Source organism: Mycobacterium sp. E3198 (genome assembly GCF_001667015.1).
Lineage (GTDB): Bacteria > Actinomycetota > Actinomycetes > Mycobacteriales > Mycobacteriaceae > Mycobacterium.
Genome location: NZ_LZIS01000124.1, coordinates 1 through 15,237 on the forward strand (window position 1 = coordinate 1; position 15,237 = coordinate 15,237).

Sequence of the window (15,237 nt, forward strand, 5' to 3'; positions counted from 1 at the left end):
GCCCGCATCATCTACTCGTTCTCCACCGTCAACGAGGCCCAGACATTCGACATGTCCAAGCCGGAGACGGTGCGGCGCTACGTCGAAACTTTCGCGATCAACGGTCTCCGCTGATCTTCTTTCGGAGAAACCCGGGCGTAGGCGCAACTGAACAAAATATGTACTAGTGTTCTCCAAAGCGAATGCAGAAGAGCTGCGAGCGCGAGAAGAGGGCGGCATGAGTGAACGGACGTTAGCCGGCAAGCGCGTCGTAGTCGTGGGCGCATCGGCCGGGATTGGGCGGGCTTTCGCCGTGCGTGCGGGTAAGGAGGGCGCGGAGCTGCTCATTGCTGCGCGCCGACGGGATCGGCTGGAAGAGGTTGCCGCCGAGGCCGGCTGCGGCAACGCCGTGACCGCAGATGTGCGAAGTGTGGAGGATTGCGCGCGCCTCGCCGCTGTCGCCCGAGACTCGCTGGGCGGCATCGACTTGCTGTTCATATCGGTGGGTTACGCCCCGTTGCGGATGTTCGCCGACACTTCCGTCGACGACTGGCTTGACGTCATGCGTACCAACGTCATCAGCGTCCACCAACTGATCAAGTCTTGTGTCCCGGTGCTTGCGCCCGCAGCGATCGTCAGCGCGCTGTCCTCCGAAACCGTGGGTCAGCCACGGACTGCCCTCGGCGCCTATTCCTCCAGCAAGGCCGCGCTGTCGGAGAGCCTCAACGCGTGGCGCAACGAGCATCCGGCTTTTCGGTTCTGCTGCGTCACGGTGGGCGGCACCGTGCCGACGGAGTTCACCGCGGCGTTTGACCCCGACCTACTGGGTGTTGTCGTCCAAGATTGGATCGCGCGCGGTCTGCTTCAGGAGCAGCTGATGGCCCCCGAGGACGTTGCCGACGTGCTCGCGGGCGTTTTCGCGAGCGCGCTGAACTTTCCCGTCGTCGGCCTCGAGCAGCTCGTCGTCCGGCCACCGTCATCGATGCGCAGGGCACTGACGGCATGACAGCGCAAGTCCAATCGGCGTGGCCCGATCACCCCGAATACCGGATCGATGCGACTCCGTGCCCTCATACCGGTCAGGTGTGGTTCGGCGATGTACTCGTCGCCGAAAGTGACAACTGCCTCGTGGTCACCGAGACCGACCACGATGACCGGCTGTACTTCCCCGAATCCGATGTGCGGTGGGACCTCTTCGTGCCGTCGGACCACAGCACCGTGTGCCCCTTCAAGGGCCGAGCAAATTACTGGACGCTGAACAGTGCGGATCCCCCGATCGAAAACGCGGTGTGGGCATACCGCTCCCCGTTGCCCGAAGTCGCGGCGATCGCGGGGCACGTCTCGTTCTACGACGACGTCTTGCGTGTCGTCGTCGTGGAGCAGTGGCCAGACGGCTCGAGGGTTTCTTTCACCTTCCCGCTTTGGGGCGACGCCGACGAGCTGTGCAGGCTGATCGACGTCGAGCCGGCGAACAGCGGCTGTTTCACCGGGCCGGCTCATGGACCCACCCGCCGCAACGTCGTCGAGGGTGGGCAACTGCTCGCGGAGGCCATCGTTGCGACATCGAAAGTGCTTCCAGAGCAAAGAGTTACATCGGCATCGATGATCTTCACCAAAGCGGCATCATTCGATGCTCCGGTGGACCTGACCGTCGACGTTCTCCGCCGCGGCAAGACGTTCTCGTCGGCCGAAGTCCGCGTGAATCAGCACGGCGTGCTACGCGCCGCGGGAATTGTTCTCGCAGATTCCGGTGCCAACGAGGTCATGCGGGACACCGAGCGGATGCCGGACGTGCCGGGACCCGATGCTGCGGTGGCCTTTCCGGGCTTTGGGATGACAGGTCGTGAAATCCGCGTGGTCGACGGAGCCTACGATCCGGACCCCGACCGGATTGGCCCGCCAGTGATCAACGCGTGGGTCCGATTTCGTGAGGCGCCGGGTGAACCCTACCTGCAGGCCGCGTTGCTCGCTCAATCGACGACTCACTGGACCATTGCGGCCGGTATGCTACCGCATCGCGGCCTGGGCGAGGCTCGCGCCCACGTCACCCTGTCGACGGGAATCATGAAGGCTACCATTGCATTCCACGACGACGTCGATATCGCCGACTGGCTGCTGTACACGAACCACGCCTTCTGGTCCGGGCGCGGTCTCGTGCAAGGCGATGGCCGCATCTTCAGCCGCGATGGTCGGCTGGCGGCGTCGTACACGATCCAGGCGATGGTCCGTGAATTCGCGGCCGAACCTGCAGCCATGGGTCACAACAGCCGAACTGCTATGTGATCGGCGTCGCAGGCGACCACCCCTTGCCTTAGCGCAGGCCGTTGATGGCAAATTTCTCTACGTAGTCGCGGACGGTCTTTGGCTTCGTCATATCGAAGCTCAGCCCTTGATTGACCGTCGAGAAGGAATAGATGATGCGGGCCAGCCACTCGCTGGCCGCTGTGACGTTGACTCCAGCGCCGACCTCACCGCGCTTTTGCGCGTCGCGCACGTAGGGTTCGAGAAACTTCGTCGTGCGCCGAACGGCGCTGTCGCCATCGGAGACCATGTGGCGCATGAGCTCAGAGTCGTCGGCCATCAGTCGGTTGCGGGTGCGGTGTTCTAGCAGTATTTTCGCGTGGGTTTCGGCCATCGCGCCGAGTTTTTCGGCGAGCGTGGTCTTGTTTTCCATCGCCGCGGCGACCTCACGGTAAAAGCGTTGGGCTCCATGTTCGATCGCCGCCTCGATGAGCACATCGCGATCCTCGAAGTAGCGGTAAATCGTGCCCCGGGAGACCTTGGCCATGCGCGCCACGTCCTGCACGCTCGTGCGATGGATGCCCAATTGTGTAAAACACTCATTGGCGGCGTCGAGTATCTGGTCGCGCCGATCGAAGTCGTCGGCGACCGTTGAATCGCCAGTTGCTCGGTCAGTCGACATGTCACTCCTCCGCGGGTGATGGCTATCCCCCAGCTCGTTATGCTACGTGACACGCGGTGTCTCGTTGGCGAAGCGCGCCCCGAACGAGCACAGTCCAAGGTTCCAGGGCCGCCGGGTCAGCCGAGGAATGTGGTCTTGGTATCGAGATATTCCATAGCTTGCGAGCCCGAGTAACGCTCACTTGGGCAGGGCATCGCTGTGACCGGCAGCCGGCGCACCCGTAAACGATGAGCCGACGGACCAGCCCGTGGGCCGACGCCCACTAGGCAGTGGAGCGACGATCTGCAATTATTGAATAATAGAACGTCTGATGTTCAATTGTTACATGCAGCAAGGAGTGGTCTTGTCTCGTTTGGAAGACAGATACGCGCTGGTCACCGGCGGAGCTCAGGGGTTGGGCGGAGCGATTGCCGAGGAGTTGGCCAGCCTCGGCGCCCACGTCACCATCGTCGATCTGAACGGGGAGAAGGGCCTTGAGCGCGTCGAGCGCATTAGTGGCAATTCCGGGCGGGCCTCCTTCATCAGGGCCAATGTGGCCCACCGCGACGCGATTGAAGCAGCCGTGCGCGAGGCGGCGGAAACCGGAGGCGGCCGCATCGACGTCTTGGTGAACGCGGCCCAGTTCTTCGCAATGCCGAAGGCGCTCGAACTGGTCACCGATAAGGATTGGGAGCTCTCGGAAGCGACCGGGCCCAAGGCGACATTTCGGTTCATGCAGCTTTGCTTTCCGTTCCTCCGCGAGTCGGGTCGGGCGTCGGTGATCAACTTCGTGTCGGGGTCCGCCCTTGCCGGCATCGCCTATACCGCTCCCTACTCGGCGGCCAAGGGCGCGGTGGCGGCGCTGACCAAGGTCGCCGCCAACGAGTGGGCTCGCCACCGCATCCGAGTGAATGCGGTGTGTCCGTTCGCCCTCACCGAGGCCCAGCAAAAACTGATCGGCACCGACTGGGACAACTACACGCGGACCGCGGCCGCGTCGCCCATGAAGCGCGGCGCCAGTCCTGTGGAGATCGCGCCCGCGGTGGCTTTTTTGGCAGGAGACGACGCGGCCTTCGTGACCGGCACGGTGTTGCACGTCGACGGTGGCATGACCGAGCTGTCGACGGTGGACTACTCGCAGTCACCGGGAGTGTTTGGCTAGCAGTCGATTCCAACCACACGCGTGACGCAGATGCCAGAAATCCCCCGGCCAGCCCCGGCGCTGACCGCTCTGAATCGGCCCTTTTGGACCTCTGGGGCCGACGGAGTGTTGCGCATGCAGCGCTGCACCTCCTGTCGGCGGTTGTGCCACCCGCCGGCCCTGTTGTGCCCTGAAGACCACGCGGCCGTGGAATACGTTGACCTCAGCGGCCGCGGGTCCGTCGAATCATGGACGGTGAACCGTCATCAATGGTTCCCCGGGTTTGCGCCGCCCTACCTCATCGCGTTCGTCAACCCGGTCGAGGACAAACGGGTACGCCTGCTGACCAACCTGGTCAACATCCGCCCTGACGAGATCACCCAAAACATGCCTGTGCGAGTCGTCTTCGATCGATGCTTCGATGGCGAAGACGAGGTGTTCATTCCATTGTTCGAACCGGAGCGCTGATGGAAAAGGCGGTGACCGACCGGACCATTATCAGCGGCATCGGTCAGTCGGCAATAGGCCGCCGGCTGGGGCGGGACCCGCTGGAGCTCACCGCCGAAGCGTGTCTGGCCGCAGTTGCCGACGCAGGTTTGTCGCTGGCCGCCATCGACGGCCTTACAACCTATCCCGGGGCTTCGCAGCCCGGCGTCGGGTTCTCTGGGGCGTCGCTGCGGGACATCCACGACGCACTGGGAATCAAGCCGAACTGGGTCGCCGGGGGAGTGGAATCCCCGGGACAGCTCGGCGCTGTGGTGGACGCAATCCTCGCTGTCGCCGGAGGGCTTGCCAATCACGTCCTGTGTTGGCGCAGCATCTGGGAGGGCACCGCTCAGGGCGTCGGCCGACGCAAGGGGTACGGGTCCGGCGGCGGGCGTCCCGCCGGAATGCTGGGGTGGCAGATGCCTTTTGGCGCGACGGCAGCCAACCTGGCGGCGCTGCAAATCCGCGCGCGGATGCTGCGCTACGACCTCACCCGCGAGCAACTCGCGTCGATAGCGCTCGCGCAGGGGGCCCACGCCGCCCTTAACCCCGTGGCTATCTATCGCGACCCACTCGACCTGGACGCGTATCTGAGCGCGCGAATGGTCTCCGACCCGTTGTGCATGTTCGACTGTGACATTGCCTGCGATGGGGCGACCGCTTTCGTCATTTCCCGTGCCGAGCACGCCGCCGCGCTGGACCACCCAGGGGTGGCCGTCGAGGCCCTGGACTGTGCCCACCACGATCGGTTCACGTGGGAGGGGGGAGACGACATCAGCCGCATCAGTTCGCGCTGGTCCACGATCTGGGAGCGGACGGATTTCGACGTTGCCGATGTCGACGTGGCCTCGCTGTATGACGGATTCAGTGTCTTCGTGCTCTGCTGGCTGGAGGACTTCGGTTTCTGTCCGGTCGGAGAATCCGGCGCGTGGATCGCTGATCCTGCGCGCATCTCGCTGGGCGGACAATTGCCTATCAATACTGGCGGCGGGCAGCTATCCGGTGGACGTCTCCACGGCTTCGGGCATCTCCACGAAGCATGCCTGCAGATCCGTGGCGAGGCCGGTGCGCGACAGGTCGACGGGGCGAAGCTGGCTGCTGTTGGCGTGGGAGCGGCCAACAGCGGCACCACCGCAATGCTGCTACGGCGGTCGTGACGATGCCGTCGTGCAGAATGATCATGCGACCCTGAGGAGGGCATCCATGGTGGAAGATCAAGCGCCGATGTTGGGCTTCATTGGGCTGGGCAATCTGGGTGCACCGATGGCCAAGCGGTTGGTCGGCTGGCCGGGCGGGTTGATCGTCTTCGATGTAAGGCCAGATGCGACAACGTCGTTCGCCGACGCTGGAGCGCAGGTCGCCGACAGTGTGGATGAGGTGGCAGCTGCCGACATCATCAGTGTCATGGTGCTCAACGACGAGCAAGTGCGCGACGTCGTGGCGCGGCTTGCCCCGCGGGCCAAGCGCGGTACCGTCATCGCGATCCACTCGACGATCGACCCCAGAACCGCAGTCGAACTCGCTGCGGAGCTGGAGAAGAACGGCATTCACGTCATCGATGCACCGGTCAGCGGCGGCGTGGAAGCGGTGAAGACGGGTGATCTGGCGGTCATGGTGGGCGCCGAACGCCAGGTCTACGAGCTCGTCAAGCCGGCGTTCAAGCAGTGGGCGTCCATGGTGGTTCACGCAGGGGAACCCGGCGCGGGGACCCGGATGAAGCTGGCGCGCAACATGCTGACTTTCACGTCTTTTGCGGCCGCGTGCGAAGCAATGAAGCTCGCCGAGTTGGCGGGTCTTGACGTGCAAGCGTTCAGCCGGGTCGTGCGCCACACTGATGCACACAGCGGTGGCACCGGCGCAATGATGTTCCGCGACGACATGAGCAAGCCGCTGGCCCCAGACCACTTCCTCTACCAGCCGTTCCTGCACACCCGTGAATTGGGAGAAAAAGATCTCACCCTGGCGCTGGGTCTCGGCGGAGAAGTGGGCGCAGAACTTCCGCTTGCTGAAATCGCATTGCGGAATCTGGCCGAAGGATTGGGCGTACCCCACGCCAGTGCGACCGAATCTGATTGACCGAAGCATCGCAGCGTTTGACGCGACACACCCGCCCTTTTCGGCACCCTGCGAGATCAACAAACCATCGGCAATTACTGACATCACGGCCTGATACCGCTGCTCGGCCACGCTCCGCCGATCATCGAAGCGGATGGAACGCCTCGCCTTTCGGGGGCGGCGACGGGGACGACGGGGGTGCTGGCGGGACCGCTGTACACGGCGATGGGCGTGCTCGCCGCGCTGCACGCGGCCGGGCGCGAGGGCAAGCGGTGGACCGCCTTCTTCATTGCGACCGATATCGCAGGAGCGCCAGCGTTTTTGGGCGCGGATCTGTTCGACGACGACCACGCGAAGGCTCGCCGACTCGTTTACGAGCAGGCTCAGCCGAACGGGGCGTCGCAGCGATTGATGTGAACGTGCATCAAGACGAAACCCGACGAAGGATTTGCACCGCCGGCCGCGCCGCGCGTTGGGCGGCATACGGAAGAGTTGCTCGGCGCCCTGGCGGGCTATGACGCGGCCGGAATCGAGCGCCTTCGTTCGACTGGTGCAAAACGAACACCGGCGCTTGGCCCCACCCCACGTGGTGCCGGCCAGCCGTACGGGCGTTGGCGATCCGCCAGCTGGTCTACGATTGGGTGACTTGCCCCAGTACTTGTATCACGAACCGCGGGAGGCGACATGGTTGAGCATCGCCACGTCGAATGGGACCCAGACACGCGACGCATCCTCACGGCCCGGCTCCTGTTGCGCCCCTGGCAACTCGACGACGACCTCGGCGCCTACCGGATATACGGAGCGCCGGAAGTTGCGCGTTGGCTGTGTCCGGCATTGCCGATGATCATCGACCAGGCGCATATGCGCCGACTCCTGGGCGACTGGATCGCGCAGAGCGATGCAGCCGGACTGCCCCAGGGCCGATGGGCGATAACCGATAAAGACTCCGGCGACCTGATCGGGGGAGTGGCACTGCTTCCACTTCCGCCCGGCCGCACCGATCTCGAGATCGGATGGCAGGTTGCACCGACACTGTGGGGTCGCGGCTACGGCGCGGAAGCCGGCCATGCGGTGGCCCACCAAGCATTCACAAATGTCGGTGTCAGTGAGGTCTTCGCTGTCGTGCGGCCAGGCAATCATCGCGGGGTGGCTACGGCTCGCCGAGTGGGCATGGAATGGGTTGGGGAGACCGACAAGTACTACAACCTCACCCTTGAGATCTACCGTCTCAACAAAGCAGATCTGGATCTGCCTGAACCGGCCTGTGCACCGGCGCCGGAATGGCCCTAGCGCCGAATGCCACAGGCCCGGAATCTTCTGTGTGAGTTCGGCGGGCCTAGCGACTCAGTACGCGGTAGAAGGTGGTCTGGGCCTTTCCGCCCTCAGCGAACTGGGCCAGTGCTTCTACGCTGACGGCGAAGTGATCGGTTTGGACGTGACGGTCGACGCCGTGCTGGTTGCGGAACCGCTGGTAGAGCGTGAAATGTCCAGGCCGATTGCGATCTTCGTGCAATCGAAAGGTGCTGACTGCTCCTTCGGCCAGCGACTGAGGGATTAACTTAACAAACGCGCGTCGCAGGTCGTCCCCTCTGCCTGGCAAAGCCGTGGCCTCGGTGATCAGCACTACTTCTTCATCTGGGCCGTACATGGTTGACGCTCCTTCCGTCTTCTCTAGGGCCTTTGCGCCATCACGGCATCGAGTGTCTGCCTCGCCGGCACCTTCATGCGTGCACCACAATGGAATTGACTGCTGGATTGAGAGATAGCCATCGGCATGGTGAACGACATTCGCCACCACTTTGCTCCGGCTTGCTTAGGCGTTATAACCCATCTCTCGACACGCCCACCCGCTCGACGATTACCACCCCGGCGGATTTCCCGCTGCGCGTTCACAACTCAGCGAGAGGCGGGACCGCCTATCCCTTGAGTGCCCTGGGATTGATGTCGCGGAACCGCGCAGCTCATGGCGTAATCGACAACCGACACTGATGAGCCATTTTGTGTCAGCAGTTGCCTCGGGATCCAAAACTCACCCGGGTGATACGACGTTGGGGTGATGACGGCTCACCCCTCAGGGCAGCAGACTCGAGGCCAGTTCAACGTCGACACGACGGGTGTCGTCGCCAACGCTACAACTCTTCTAGCAGGGCAAAGGCAGCAATGGCCCGGCAGGAGCCGTCGAGAATGATTAGCAGAAGGGTCTGACCATGCACTTCGATTCCAAGAAGGTCATCGTCGTCGGAGGCAGCGCCGGGATGGGCCGGCAGGTCGCCGCCGATATCGTGCGCCACGGCGGTAGTGCCGTGATCGTCGGCCGGTCGAAAGACCGCGTCGATGACACCGTGACCGAATTGACCGGCAACGGTGGCCAGGCCTGGGGAATCACCGCGGAGCTGACCGATCGCGCCGCGGTCGCCGATGTGCAGCGCGCGCTCGCCGAGGATCACAGCGATGCGACACTGCTCGTCAACGCGGCCGGATTCTTCGTCCCCAAGCCGTTTCTCGAGTACGACGCGCTGACCTACGACTCCTACATGGAGCTCAACTATGCCCTGTTCTTCCTGACGCAGACCGTCGTTGACGGGATGATCAGTCGCGGCGAGGGTGGGTCCATCGTCAACATCGGCAGCATGTGGGCACATCAGGCGATCGGTCTGACCCCATCGTCGGTGTACTCGATGCAGAAGGCCGGGTTGCACGCGCTGACCCATAACCTGGCCATCGAGCTTGCCGGCCACAAGATCCGCGTCAATGCGGTGGCGCCGGCCGTCGTCAAGACTCCGCTGTACGAGGCCTTCATCTCCAAGGACGAGATCGATGCCACCCTCGAAACTTTCGCGCCGCTTCATCCCTTGGGACGAGTCGGCACCCCCGCCGATGTCGCCAACGCCGTGACGTATCTGCTGTCGGATGAGGCCAGTTGGGTCACCGGCGCGATTCTCAACGTCGACGGCGGCATCATGGCCGGCCGCAACTAGCCGAACGACGACGCGACTACTACCAAACCCTAAGCGCATCAACATAGCTGCTGCGCATACGAAGGAGACCAGGTGTCACACCAATACAGCAAGGAGCCTGCCGCGGTCGACGCGCTGACTCCCCAGCAATACCACGTTACCCAGGAAAGCGGCACGGAGCCGCCGTTCACCGGCGAGTATTGCGACAACCACGAACCCGGCATTTACGTCGACATTGTCTCCGGCGAGCCGCTTTTCGCCTCCGTGGACAAATTCGACAGCGGAAGCGGCTGGCCCAGTTTCACCCAGCCCATCGACGCGGACAGCCTTGTCGAGAGGCGCGACCGCAGCCACTTCATGGAGCGGGTCGAGGTGCGGTCGACCCATGCCGATAGCCACCTCGGGCATGTATTTTCGGACGGTCCGAGAGAAGCCGGTGGGTTGCGCTACTGCATCAACTCGGCGTCGCTGCGATTCATCCACCGCGACGACCTGGAAGCCCAGGGTTACGGCCAATACCTGCGCTTGTTCACAAAGGATGGATCCGAGCAAGACCAGAGCGTTAGCGAGCAGAAATCATGACCGACCACAACAAGATCGCCGTGCTCGCCGGAGGGTGCTTCTGGGGTATGGAGGACCTATTCCGCCGGCAGCCGGGTGTGGTGTCCACCCGGGTCGGCTACACCGGCGGCAGCAACGCCCATCCCACCTACCGCAATCACCCCGGCCACGCCGAGGCACTCGAAATCACCTACGACCCCGACAGGACCAACTACCGGGCACTGCTGGAATTCTTCTTTCAGGTTCACGACCCGACTACCAAGAACCGTCAGGGCAACGATGTCGGAACCAGCTACCGCTCGGCAATCTTTTATCTGGACGACGAGCAAAAGCAAATCGCCATCCAAACCATCGCCGACATCGACGACTCAGGGCGATGGCCCGGTCCTGTCGTCACCGAGGTCAATCAGGCCGGTGAATTTTGGGAAGCCGAACCCGAGCACCAGAATTACTTGCAGCGCTACCCATCCGGCTACACCTGCCACTACGTCCGCCCCGAGTGGACGGTACCCCACCGCGGTGACGGTGCCGGCGCGACGGCAGCGACGGCAGAACGTGCCCGGCCCGTTCAGTAACGACATGGGCTCGGCAACACAAGACAGGGACGCGACAACTCCGTCTGATCGGCAGGTGCTGCTGAGCGCGTACGCGCCATTGGTGCTCTCTGGCGCGGCATGTGCTGCGGGAGGGGTCTTACGGCGGATCGCCGGCCGGCGAGCGGCGGCGATCCGATGACTCAGAACCCGAATCTGGCTGCGCTGTCGGCGGCGGGGGTGTCGGTCTGGCTGGATGATTTGTCGCGCACGCTGCTGCACTCCGGCAAGCTGCAGCAACTGATCGACACGAGAAGCGTTGTCGGCGTGACCACTAACCCGGCCACCTTTGAGCGCGCACTTTCAGACGGACGCGCCTACGATGGCCAGATCGCCGAGCTGACCGCTCGCGGTACGGACATCGACACGGCAATCCGCACGGCGATCACCGACGACGTCCGGACGGCCTGCGATGTGCTGCGCCCGCAATGGGAGGCCTCGGACGGCGTGGACGGACGGGTGTCCATTGAAGTCGATCCGTCGCTGGCGCACGACACTGACGCGACAGTCACGCAGGCCGTCGAGTTGGCCAAGATCGTCGACCGGCCCAACGTGTTCATCAAAATACCGGCGACCGCCGCGGGGCTGCCCGCGATCACCGCTGCGCTCGCCCGGGGTGTCTCGGTCAATGTGACGCTGATCTTTTCCGTGCAACGGCACCGAGAGGTGATGGACGCCTACCTGGCCGGCATCGAAGCCGCCCACCAAGCGGGTGCTGATCTATCTCAAATCCATTCGGTCGCATCGCTGTTCGTGTCCCGCCTCGACACCGAAGTCGACAAGCGCCTCGAGACGATCGGCACCGACAAGGCACTCTCCGTGCGCGGGCAAGCGGGCATCGCCAACGCGCGGTTGGCCTACGGGGCCTATCAGCAGGTCTTTGAAGCGGGACCACGCTACACGGCGCTGCGCGCCGCGGGTGCTCGCGTGCAACGCCCGCTATGGGCCTCCACCGGAGTCAAAAACAGCGCGTACCCCGACACGATGTATGTCGCCGAACTCGTGGCACCGAACACCGTGAGCACCATTCCTGAGCCGACACTGGAGGCGGTGGCCGATCACGGCGTCATCGCCGGTGCGACCGCAATCGGCAAGGCGGCGCAGGCACAGGAAGTGTTCGACCGGCTGACCGCGGTCGGTATCGATCTGCCCAACGTGTTCGCTGTACTCGAATACGACGGGGTGTCCAAGTTCGCGGCGTCCTGGTCGCGCGCACTTCAACGCTGAACGCTCCGCGACGGCGCAGGTTTCATCGATCCAGGAGACCGATCCATGTCCACTTCGGCACCCCCGTTCGAAGGGCTTCGGGCAAGCCGGGCATTCCCCGCGCGCACCGGCCCCAGGGGTAGCCTGATCTACCGGCTGATCACCACGACCGATCACAAAGTGATCGGGATGATGTACGTCGTCGCATGCTTTACGTTCTTCTTCGTCGGCGGACTCATGGCGCTGCTGATGCGTGCCGAACTTGCCGCGCCCGGGCTGCAGTTTCTCTCCAACGAGCAGTACAACCAACTGTTCACCATGCACGGCACGGTCATGCTGCTCCTTTATGCGACCCCGATCGTGTTTGGCTTCGCAAACCTGGTGCTGCCCCTGCAGATTGGCGCACCCGATGTCGCCTTCCCTCGGCTCAATGCATTGTCATTCTGGCTCTTCGTCTTTGGTGCGCTGATCGCCCTGGCGGGATTCTTCGCCCCCGGCGGGCCTGCGGGCTTCGGATGGACCGCGTACACCCCGCTGTCGGACGCCGTCCATTCCCCGGGCCCGGGAGGTGACTTATGGATCCTCGGGCTCATCGTCGGCGGGCTGGGCACCATCCTGGGCGCGGTCAACATGATCACCACCGTGGTGTGCCTGCGTGCCCCGGGCATGACGATGTTTCGAATGCCGATCTTCACCTGGAACATCCTGGTGACCAGCATCATGGTGCTGGTCGCGTTTCCGCTGTTGACTTCCGCGCTGTTCGGGCTGGCCGCAGACCGCCACCTCGGCGCGCACGCGTTTGACCCCGCTAGCGGGGGAGTCCTGCTGTGGCAGCACATGTTTTGGTTCTTCGGCCATCCCGAGGTCTACATCATTGCGCTGCCGTTCTTCGGCATCATCACCGAAATCATCCCCGTGTTTGCCCGCAAGCCGCTGTTCGGCTACTACACCATGATCTACGCCACCATCGGCCTCGGGGCGCTGTCGATCGCGGTCTGGGCCCACCATCTCTATGCCACCGGTGCAGTGCTGCTGCCGTTTTTTTCGTTCGCGACCTACCTGATCGCCGTCCCTACCGGAATCAAATTCGTCAACTGGATCGGCACCATGTGGAAGGGCCAGTTGACCTTCGAGACCCCGATGCTTTTCTCAATGGGTTTCTTGGTGACTTTTCTGCTCGGCGGCCTGTCGGGCGTGCTGCTCGCCAGCCCGCCCATCGACTTCCATGTCACCGACACCTACTTCGTGGTTGCTCACTTCCACTACGTGCTGTTCGGCACCATCGTGTTCGCCACTTACGGCGGGGTGTATTTCTGGTTTCCCAAGATGACCGGGCGGCTACTCGACGAACGGCTGGGCAAGTTGCACTTCTGGCTGACGCTGATCGGCTTTCACACAACATTTTTGGTGCAACACTGGCTCGGCAACAAGGGCATGCCGCGCCGGTACGCCGACTACCTCCCCACCGATGGATTCACCGGGCTCAATGTCGTCTCAACGATCGGGGCGTTCATCCTCGGGGTCTCGATGCTGCCTTTCGTGTGGAATATCTTCCGTAGCTGGCGCTACGGCGAACCGGTCACCGTCGACGATCCATGGGGCCACGGCAACTCCCTGGAGTGGGCCACCAGCAGTCCACCCCCGCGGCATAACTTCACCGAGCTGCCCCGCATCCGCTCTGAGCGACCCGCCTTCGAGCTGCACTATCCGCACATGATCGAGCGGATGCGCACCGAGGCCCACATAATGCGCGCACGATCGAACGCGCGATAACTCTGCCGCGGGAATGTTTATGACCGTGGCGGAGACTTTGCACAACGAGGAGGAGCTATGAGTGGCTACGTCGCTGGCGTTATTGGCGGCATTGTCGGTGGACTTGCCATAGCCGCGCTCGGCATGGCCTACGGCGCGGCGACCGGGCGCGGTTTGTGGCGACTACCCAACAGCATCGGCGAGCTCATTCTTGGCCCAGCACGCGCGCACGCACGGTCGTTCGGAGTGGCCACCCTGGTTGGCGTGGCGCTGCACATCGCGTTATCGGCCGCATTCGGCATCGTCATCGTGCTACTCGCGCAGGATGTAACGCACGCGTACCTGGCAACCGGTCTGGTGGCCGGCGCGGCGCTCTGGCTCATTAATTATGTTGGCGTCGGCGCGATCCATCGGGGCGCCCGTGAGGTCGCGAAGCTGAACCCCGTCCCAATCGGGCTCGGGCTTCATCTGCTATTCGGGTTGATCACCAGCGTGGTCGCGGTCGCAATTTTGCGATCGTGAGAATTTCCTCAACATCGGCTAAGCCTCTTCGAGTGCCTCGCCAAGTGATTGAAGAACCTTGTTGTGCTGCGCGTTGACAAGCAGGTGGCCGGCTATCAAAGCGGCAACAACCGGCCATTCCATGATTCCCAGTACCGCCATTGCGCCGACTCCGGCGTAGAAAGCAAGATGTTCCGGTGGCGGTAGCGTCACGCCGATACTTCTGTCCGACGATGGGGAAACGGTACACGTGCGCTGAACGCTCGCTATCTTCATCACGCCTCCTGATCTTTTCGGCCGAGTCCGCGAATTCGGTACCCGTGCCGGGATCTTCCTAGCGCGGGTCTGTGCCTAGCGTCGGCAAGCATCGGCGGCCGGGTCGCCGCCGGCGAGTCTCGACGCCTTATTGGTTGTCCGGGCCGCGTGTCCGGCCGGTGAGTCGAATAGCAAATCGCGCAATTGTTTTCGGCCGCGGTTGAGCCTCGAACTCACGGTTCCTTGCCGGGTGTCCGTCATCGCGGCGATCTCCTTGTAGGAGTAGCCCGCGATGTCGGCGAAATACACCGCGATGCGAAATTGCTCAGGCAAGGCCATCATCGCTGCCTTGAGGTAGGGGTCGGGCAGCACTTCGAGTGCCTGGTCTTCGGCCGACCGGAGGCCACCGGGCGCGCGTGTGGCACTGGCCACTAGCTGTCGATCGGTGATCTCACAAGTCGGGTGTTGTGCGGGACGGCGCTTTTGCCTCCGGTAGGTGCTGATATAGGTGTTGGTCATGATGCGCCGTAGCCATGCGTTGAGGTTGGTTCCTTGCTCGAAGCCCCGGAGGCCTGCGTAAGCGTTGAGCACTGTTTCTTGCAACAGATCCTCCGCATCCGCTCGATTGGCGGTCATCCGGAGAGCTTGCCGATAGAGAGGCTCGAGGAGCGGGATGACGGCGCTTTCAAATTGAGCGCTCGACGGGCCGACCGGCAATCGTGAACATTCCGCACCCACGCGACCCACGGCTATGTCCCCGCCTTCACGAAAAGTCTTGCCACGCGCCGAGGGGGAGCGTGTGGCGCGGGTTTCAGCGGCCGATGTCGTTTTGGTTGTGCCCGGTTCAAC

General features: G+C 63.3%; 18 protein-coding genes. 14 read left to right on the forward strand and 4 right to left on the reverse strand.

The window, feature by feature from the left end:
• Positions 1–166 precede the first annotated feature (166 nt).
• Together A5673_RS14140 and A5673_RS14145 are read left to right on the forward strand one after the other, a co-directional pair.
• Positions 167–985 (forward strand): SDR family oxidoreductase, encoded by an 819-nt coding sequence (locus A5673_RS14140; RefSeq protein ID WP_231971093.1) that lies wholly within the window; start codon positions 167–169, stop codon positions 983–985.
• Positions 982–2,262 carry a DUF427 domain-containing protein gene (locus tag A5673_RS14145; protein WP_068233113.1) on the forward strand — a complete coding sequence of 427 codons (1,281 nt, stop codon included), beginning with the start codon at positions 982–984 and terminating at the stop codon, positions 2,260–2,262. The genes A5673_RS14140 and A5673_RS14145 overlap by 4 nt, the downstream gene beginning before the upstream one ends.
• 28 nt (positions 2,263–2,290) lie before the next feature.
• Here the strand turns inward: A5673_RS14145 and A5673_RS14150 are convergent, their stop codons facing one another.
• The gene (locus tag A5673_RS14150; RefSeq protein ID WP_068233116.1) at positions 2,291–2,902 is read right to left on the reverse strand and encodes a TetR/AcrR family transcriptional regulator; all 612 of its coding nucleotides are present in this window, start codon (positions 2,900–2,902) and stop codon (positions 2,291–2,293) included.
• Positions 2,903–3,227: 325 nt separating this feature from the next.
• On the opposite strand from A5673_RS14150, the gene A5673_RS14155 reads away from it, so the two are divergent.
• The 6 genes from A5673_RS14155 to A5673_RS28410 all read left to right on the forward strand — a co-directional run bounded on the left by A5673_RS14155 (position 3,228) and on the right by A5673_RS28410 (position 7,853).
• Positions 3,228–4,043: an SDR family NAD(P)-dependent oxidoreductase gene (locus tag A5673_RS14155; protein WP_068233254.1), complete on the forward strand. Its 816-nt coding sequence runs from the start codon at positions 3,228–3,230 to the stop codon at positions 4,041–4,043.
• Between the two features lie 30 nt (positions 4,044–4,073).
• A complete protein-coding gene (locus A5673_RS14160; RefSeq protein WP_068233257.1) occupies positions 4,074–4,490 on the forward strand; it encodes a Zn-ribbon domain-containing OB-fold protein in 417 nt (138 codons plus the stop codon).
• On the forward strand, positions 4,490–5,665 hold the full coding sequence (locus A5673_RS14165; protein WP_068233119.1) for a thiolase family protein: 1,176 nt from the start codon (positions 4,490–4,492) through the stop codon (positions 5,663–5,665). Before A5673_RS14160 ends, A5673_RS14165 begins: the two co-directional genes overlap by 1 nt.
• 46 nt (positions 5,666–5,711) lie before the next feature.
• Entirely contained in the window at positions 5,712–6,584 is an 873-nt protein-coding gene (locus A5673_RS14170; RefSeq protein WP_082958729.1) for an NAD(P)-dependent oxidoreductase, read from the forward strand.
• A gap of 177 nt (positions 6,585–6,761) precedes the next feature.
• Positions 6,762–6,980: a hypothetical protein gene (locus tag A5673_RS30030; protein ID WP_068233122.1), complete on the forward strand. Its 219-nt coding sequence runs from the start codon at positions 6,762–6,764 to the stop codon at positions 6,978–6,980.
• Between the two features lie 267 nt (positions 6,981–7,247).
• Positions 7,248–7,853: a GNAT family N-acetyltransferase gene (locus tag A5673_RS28410; RefSeq protein ID WP_082958730.1), complete on the forward strand. Its 606-nt coding sequence runs from the start codon at positions 7,248–7,250 to the stop codon at positions 7,851–7,853.
• Positions 7,854–7,899: 46 nt separating this feature from the next.
• On the opposite strand, the gene A5673_RS28415 is transcribed toward A5673_RS28410, so the two are convergent.
• On the reverse strand, positions 7,900–8,211 hold the full coding sequence (locus A5673_RS28415) for a putative quinol monooxygenase (RefSeq protein ID WP_082958731.1): 312 nt from the start codon (positions 8,209–8,211) through the stop codon (positions 7,900–7,902).
• Between the two features lie 559 nt (positions 8,212–8,770).
• Between A5673_RS28415 and A5673_RS14190 the strand changes: the two genes are divergently transcribed.
• The 6 genes from A5673_RS14190 to A5673_RS14215 all read left to right on the forward strand — a co-directional run bounded on the left by A5673_RS14190 (position 8,771) and on the right by A5673_RS14215 (position 14,154).
• Positions 8,771–9,541 (forward strand): SDR family NAD(P)-dependent oxidoreductase, encoded by a 771-nt coding sequence (locus A5673_RS14190; protein WP_068233131.1) that lies wholly within the window; start codon positions 8,771–8,773, stop codon positions 9,539–9,541.
• Positions 9,542–9,613: 72 nt separating this feature from the next.
• The gene (msrB, locus tag A5673_RS14195; RefSeq protein ID WP_068233134.1) at positions 9,614–10,102 is read left to right on the forward strand and encodes a peptide-methionine (R)-S-oxide reductase MsrB; all 489 of its coding nucleotides are present in this window, start codon (positions 9,614–9,616) and stop codon (positions 10,100–10,102) included.
• Positions 10,099–10,656: a peptide-methionine (S)-S-oxide reductase MsrA gene (msrA, locus tag A5673_RS14200; protein ID WP_068233137.1), complete on the forward strand. Its 558-nt coding sequence runs from the start codon at positions 10,099–10,101 to the stop codon at positions 10,654–10,656. Before msrB ends, msrA begins: the two co-directional genes overlap by 4 nt.
• 156 nt (positions 10,657–10,812) lie before the next feature.
• On the forward strand, positions 10,813–11,901 hold the full coding sequence (gene tal, locus A5673_RS14205; protein WP_068233140.1) for a transaldolase: 1,089 nt from the start codon (positions 10,813–10,815) through the stop codon (positions 11,899–11,901).
• Between the two features lie 45 nt (positions 11,902–11,946).
• Positions 11,947–13,653 carry a cytochrome c oxidase subunit I gene (gene ctaD, locus A5673_RS14210; RefSeq protein WP_068233143.1) on the forward strand — a complete coding sequence of 569 codons (1,707 nt, stop codon included), beginning with the start codon at positions 11,947–11,949 and terminating at the stop codon, positions 13,651–13,653.
• 57 nt (positions 13,654–13,710) lie between these two features.
• A complete protein-coding gene (locus tag A5673_RS14215; protein WP_156748206.1) occupies positions 13,711–14,154 on the forward strand; it encodes a hypothetical protein in 444 nt (147 codons plus the stop codon).
• Positions 14,155–14,172: 18 nt separating this feature from the next.
• On the opposite strand, the gene A5673_RS29110 is transcribed toward A5673_RS14215, so the two are convergent.
• Positions 14,173–14,409 carry a hypothetical protein gene (locus A5673_RS29110; protein WP_156748208.1) on the reverse strand — a complete coding sequence of 79 codons (237 nt, stop codon included), beginning with the start codon at positions 14,407–14,409 and terminating at the stop codon, positions 14,173–14,175.
• 75 nt (positions 14,410–14,484) lie between these two features.
• Positions 14,485–15,141, reverse strand: coding sequence for a sigma-70 family RNA polymerase sigma factor (locus tag A5673_RS14220; protein ID WP_068233149.1), 657 nt, complete (start codon positions 15,139–15,141; stop codon positions 14,485–14,487).
• Between the last annotated feature and the right edge of the window lie 96 nt (positions 15,142–15,237).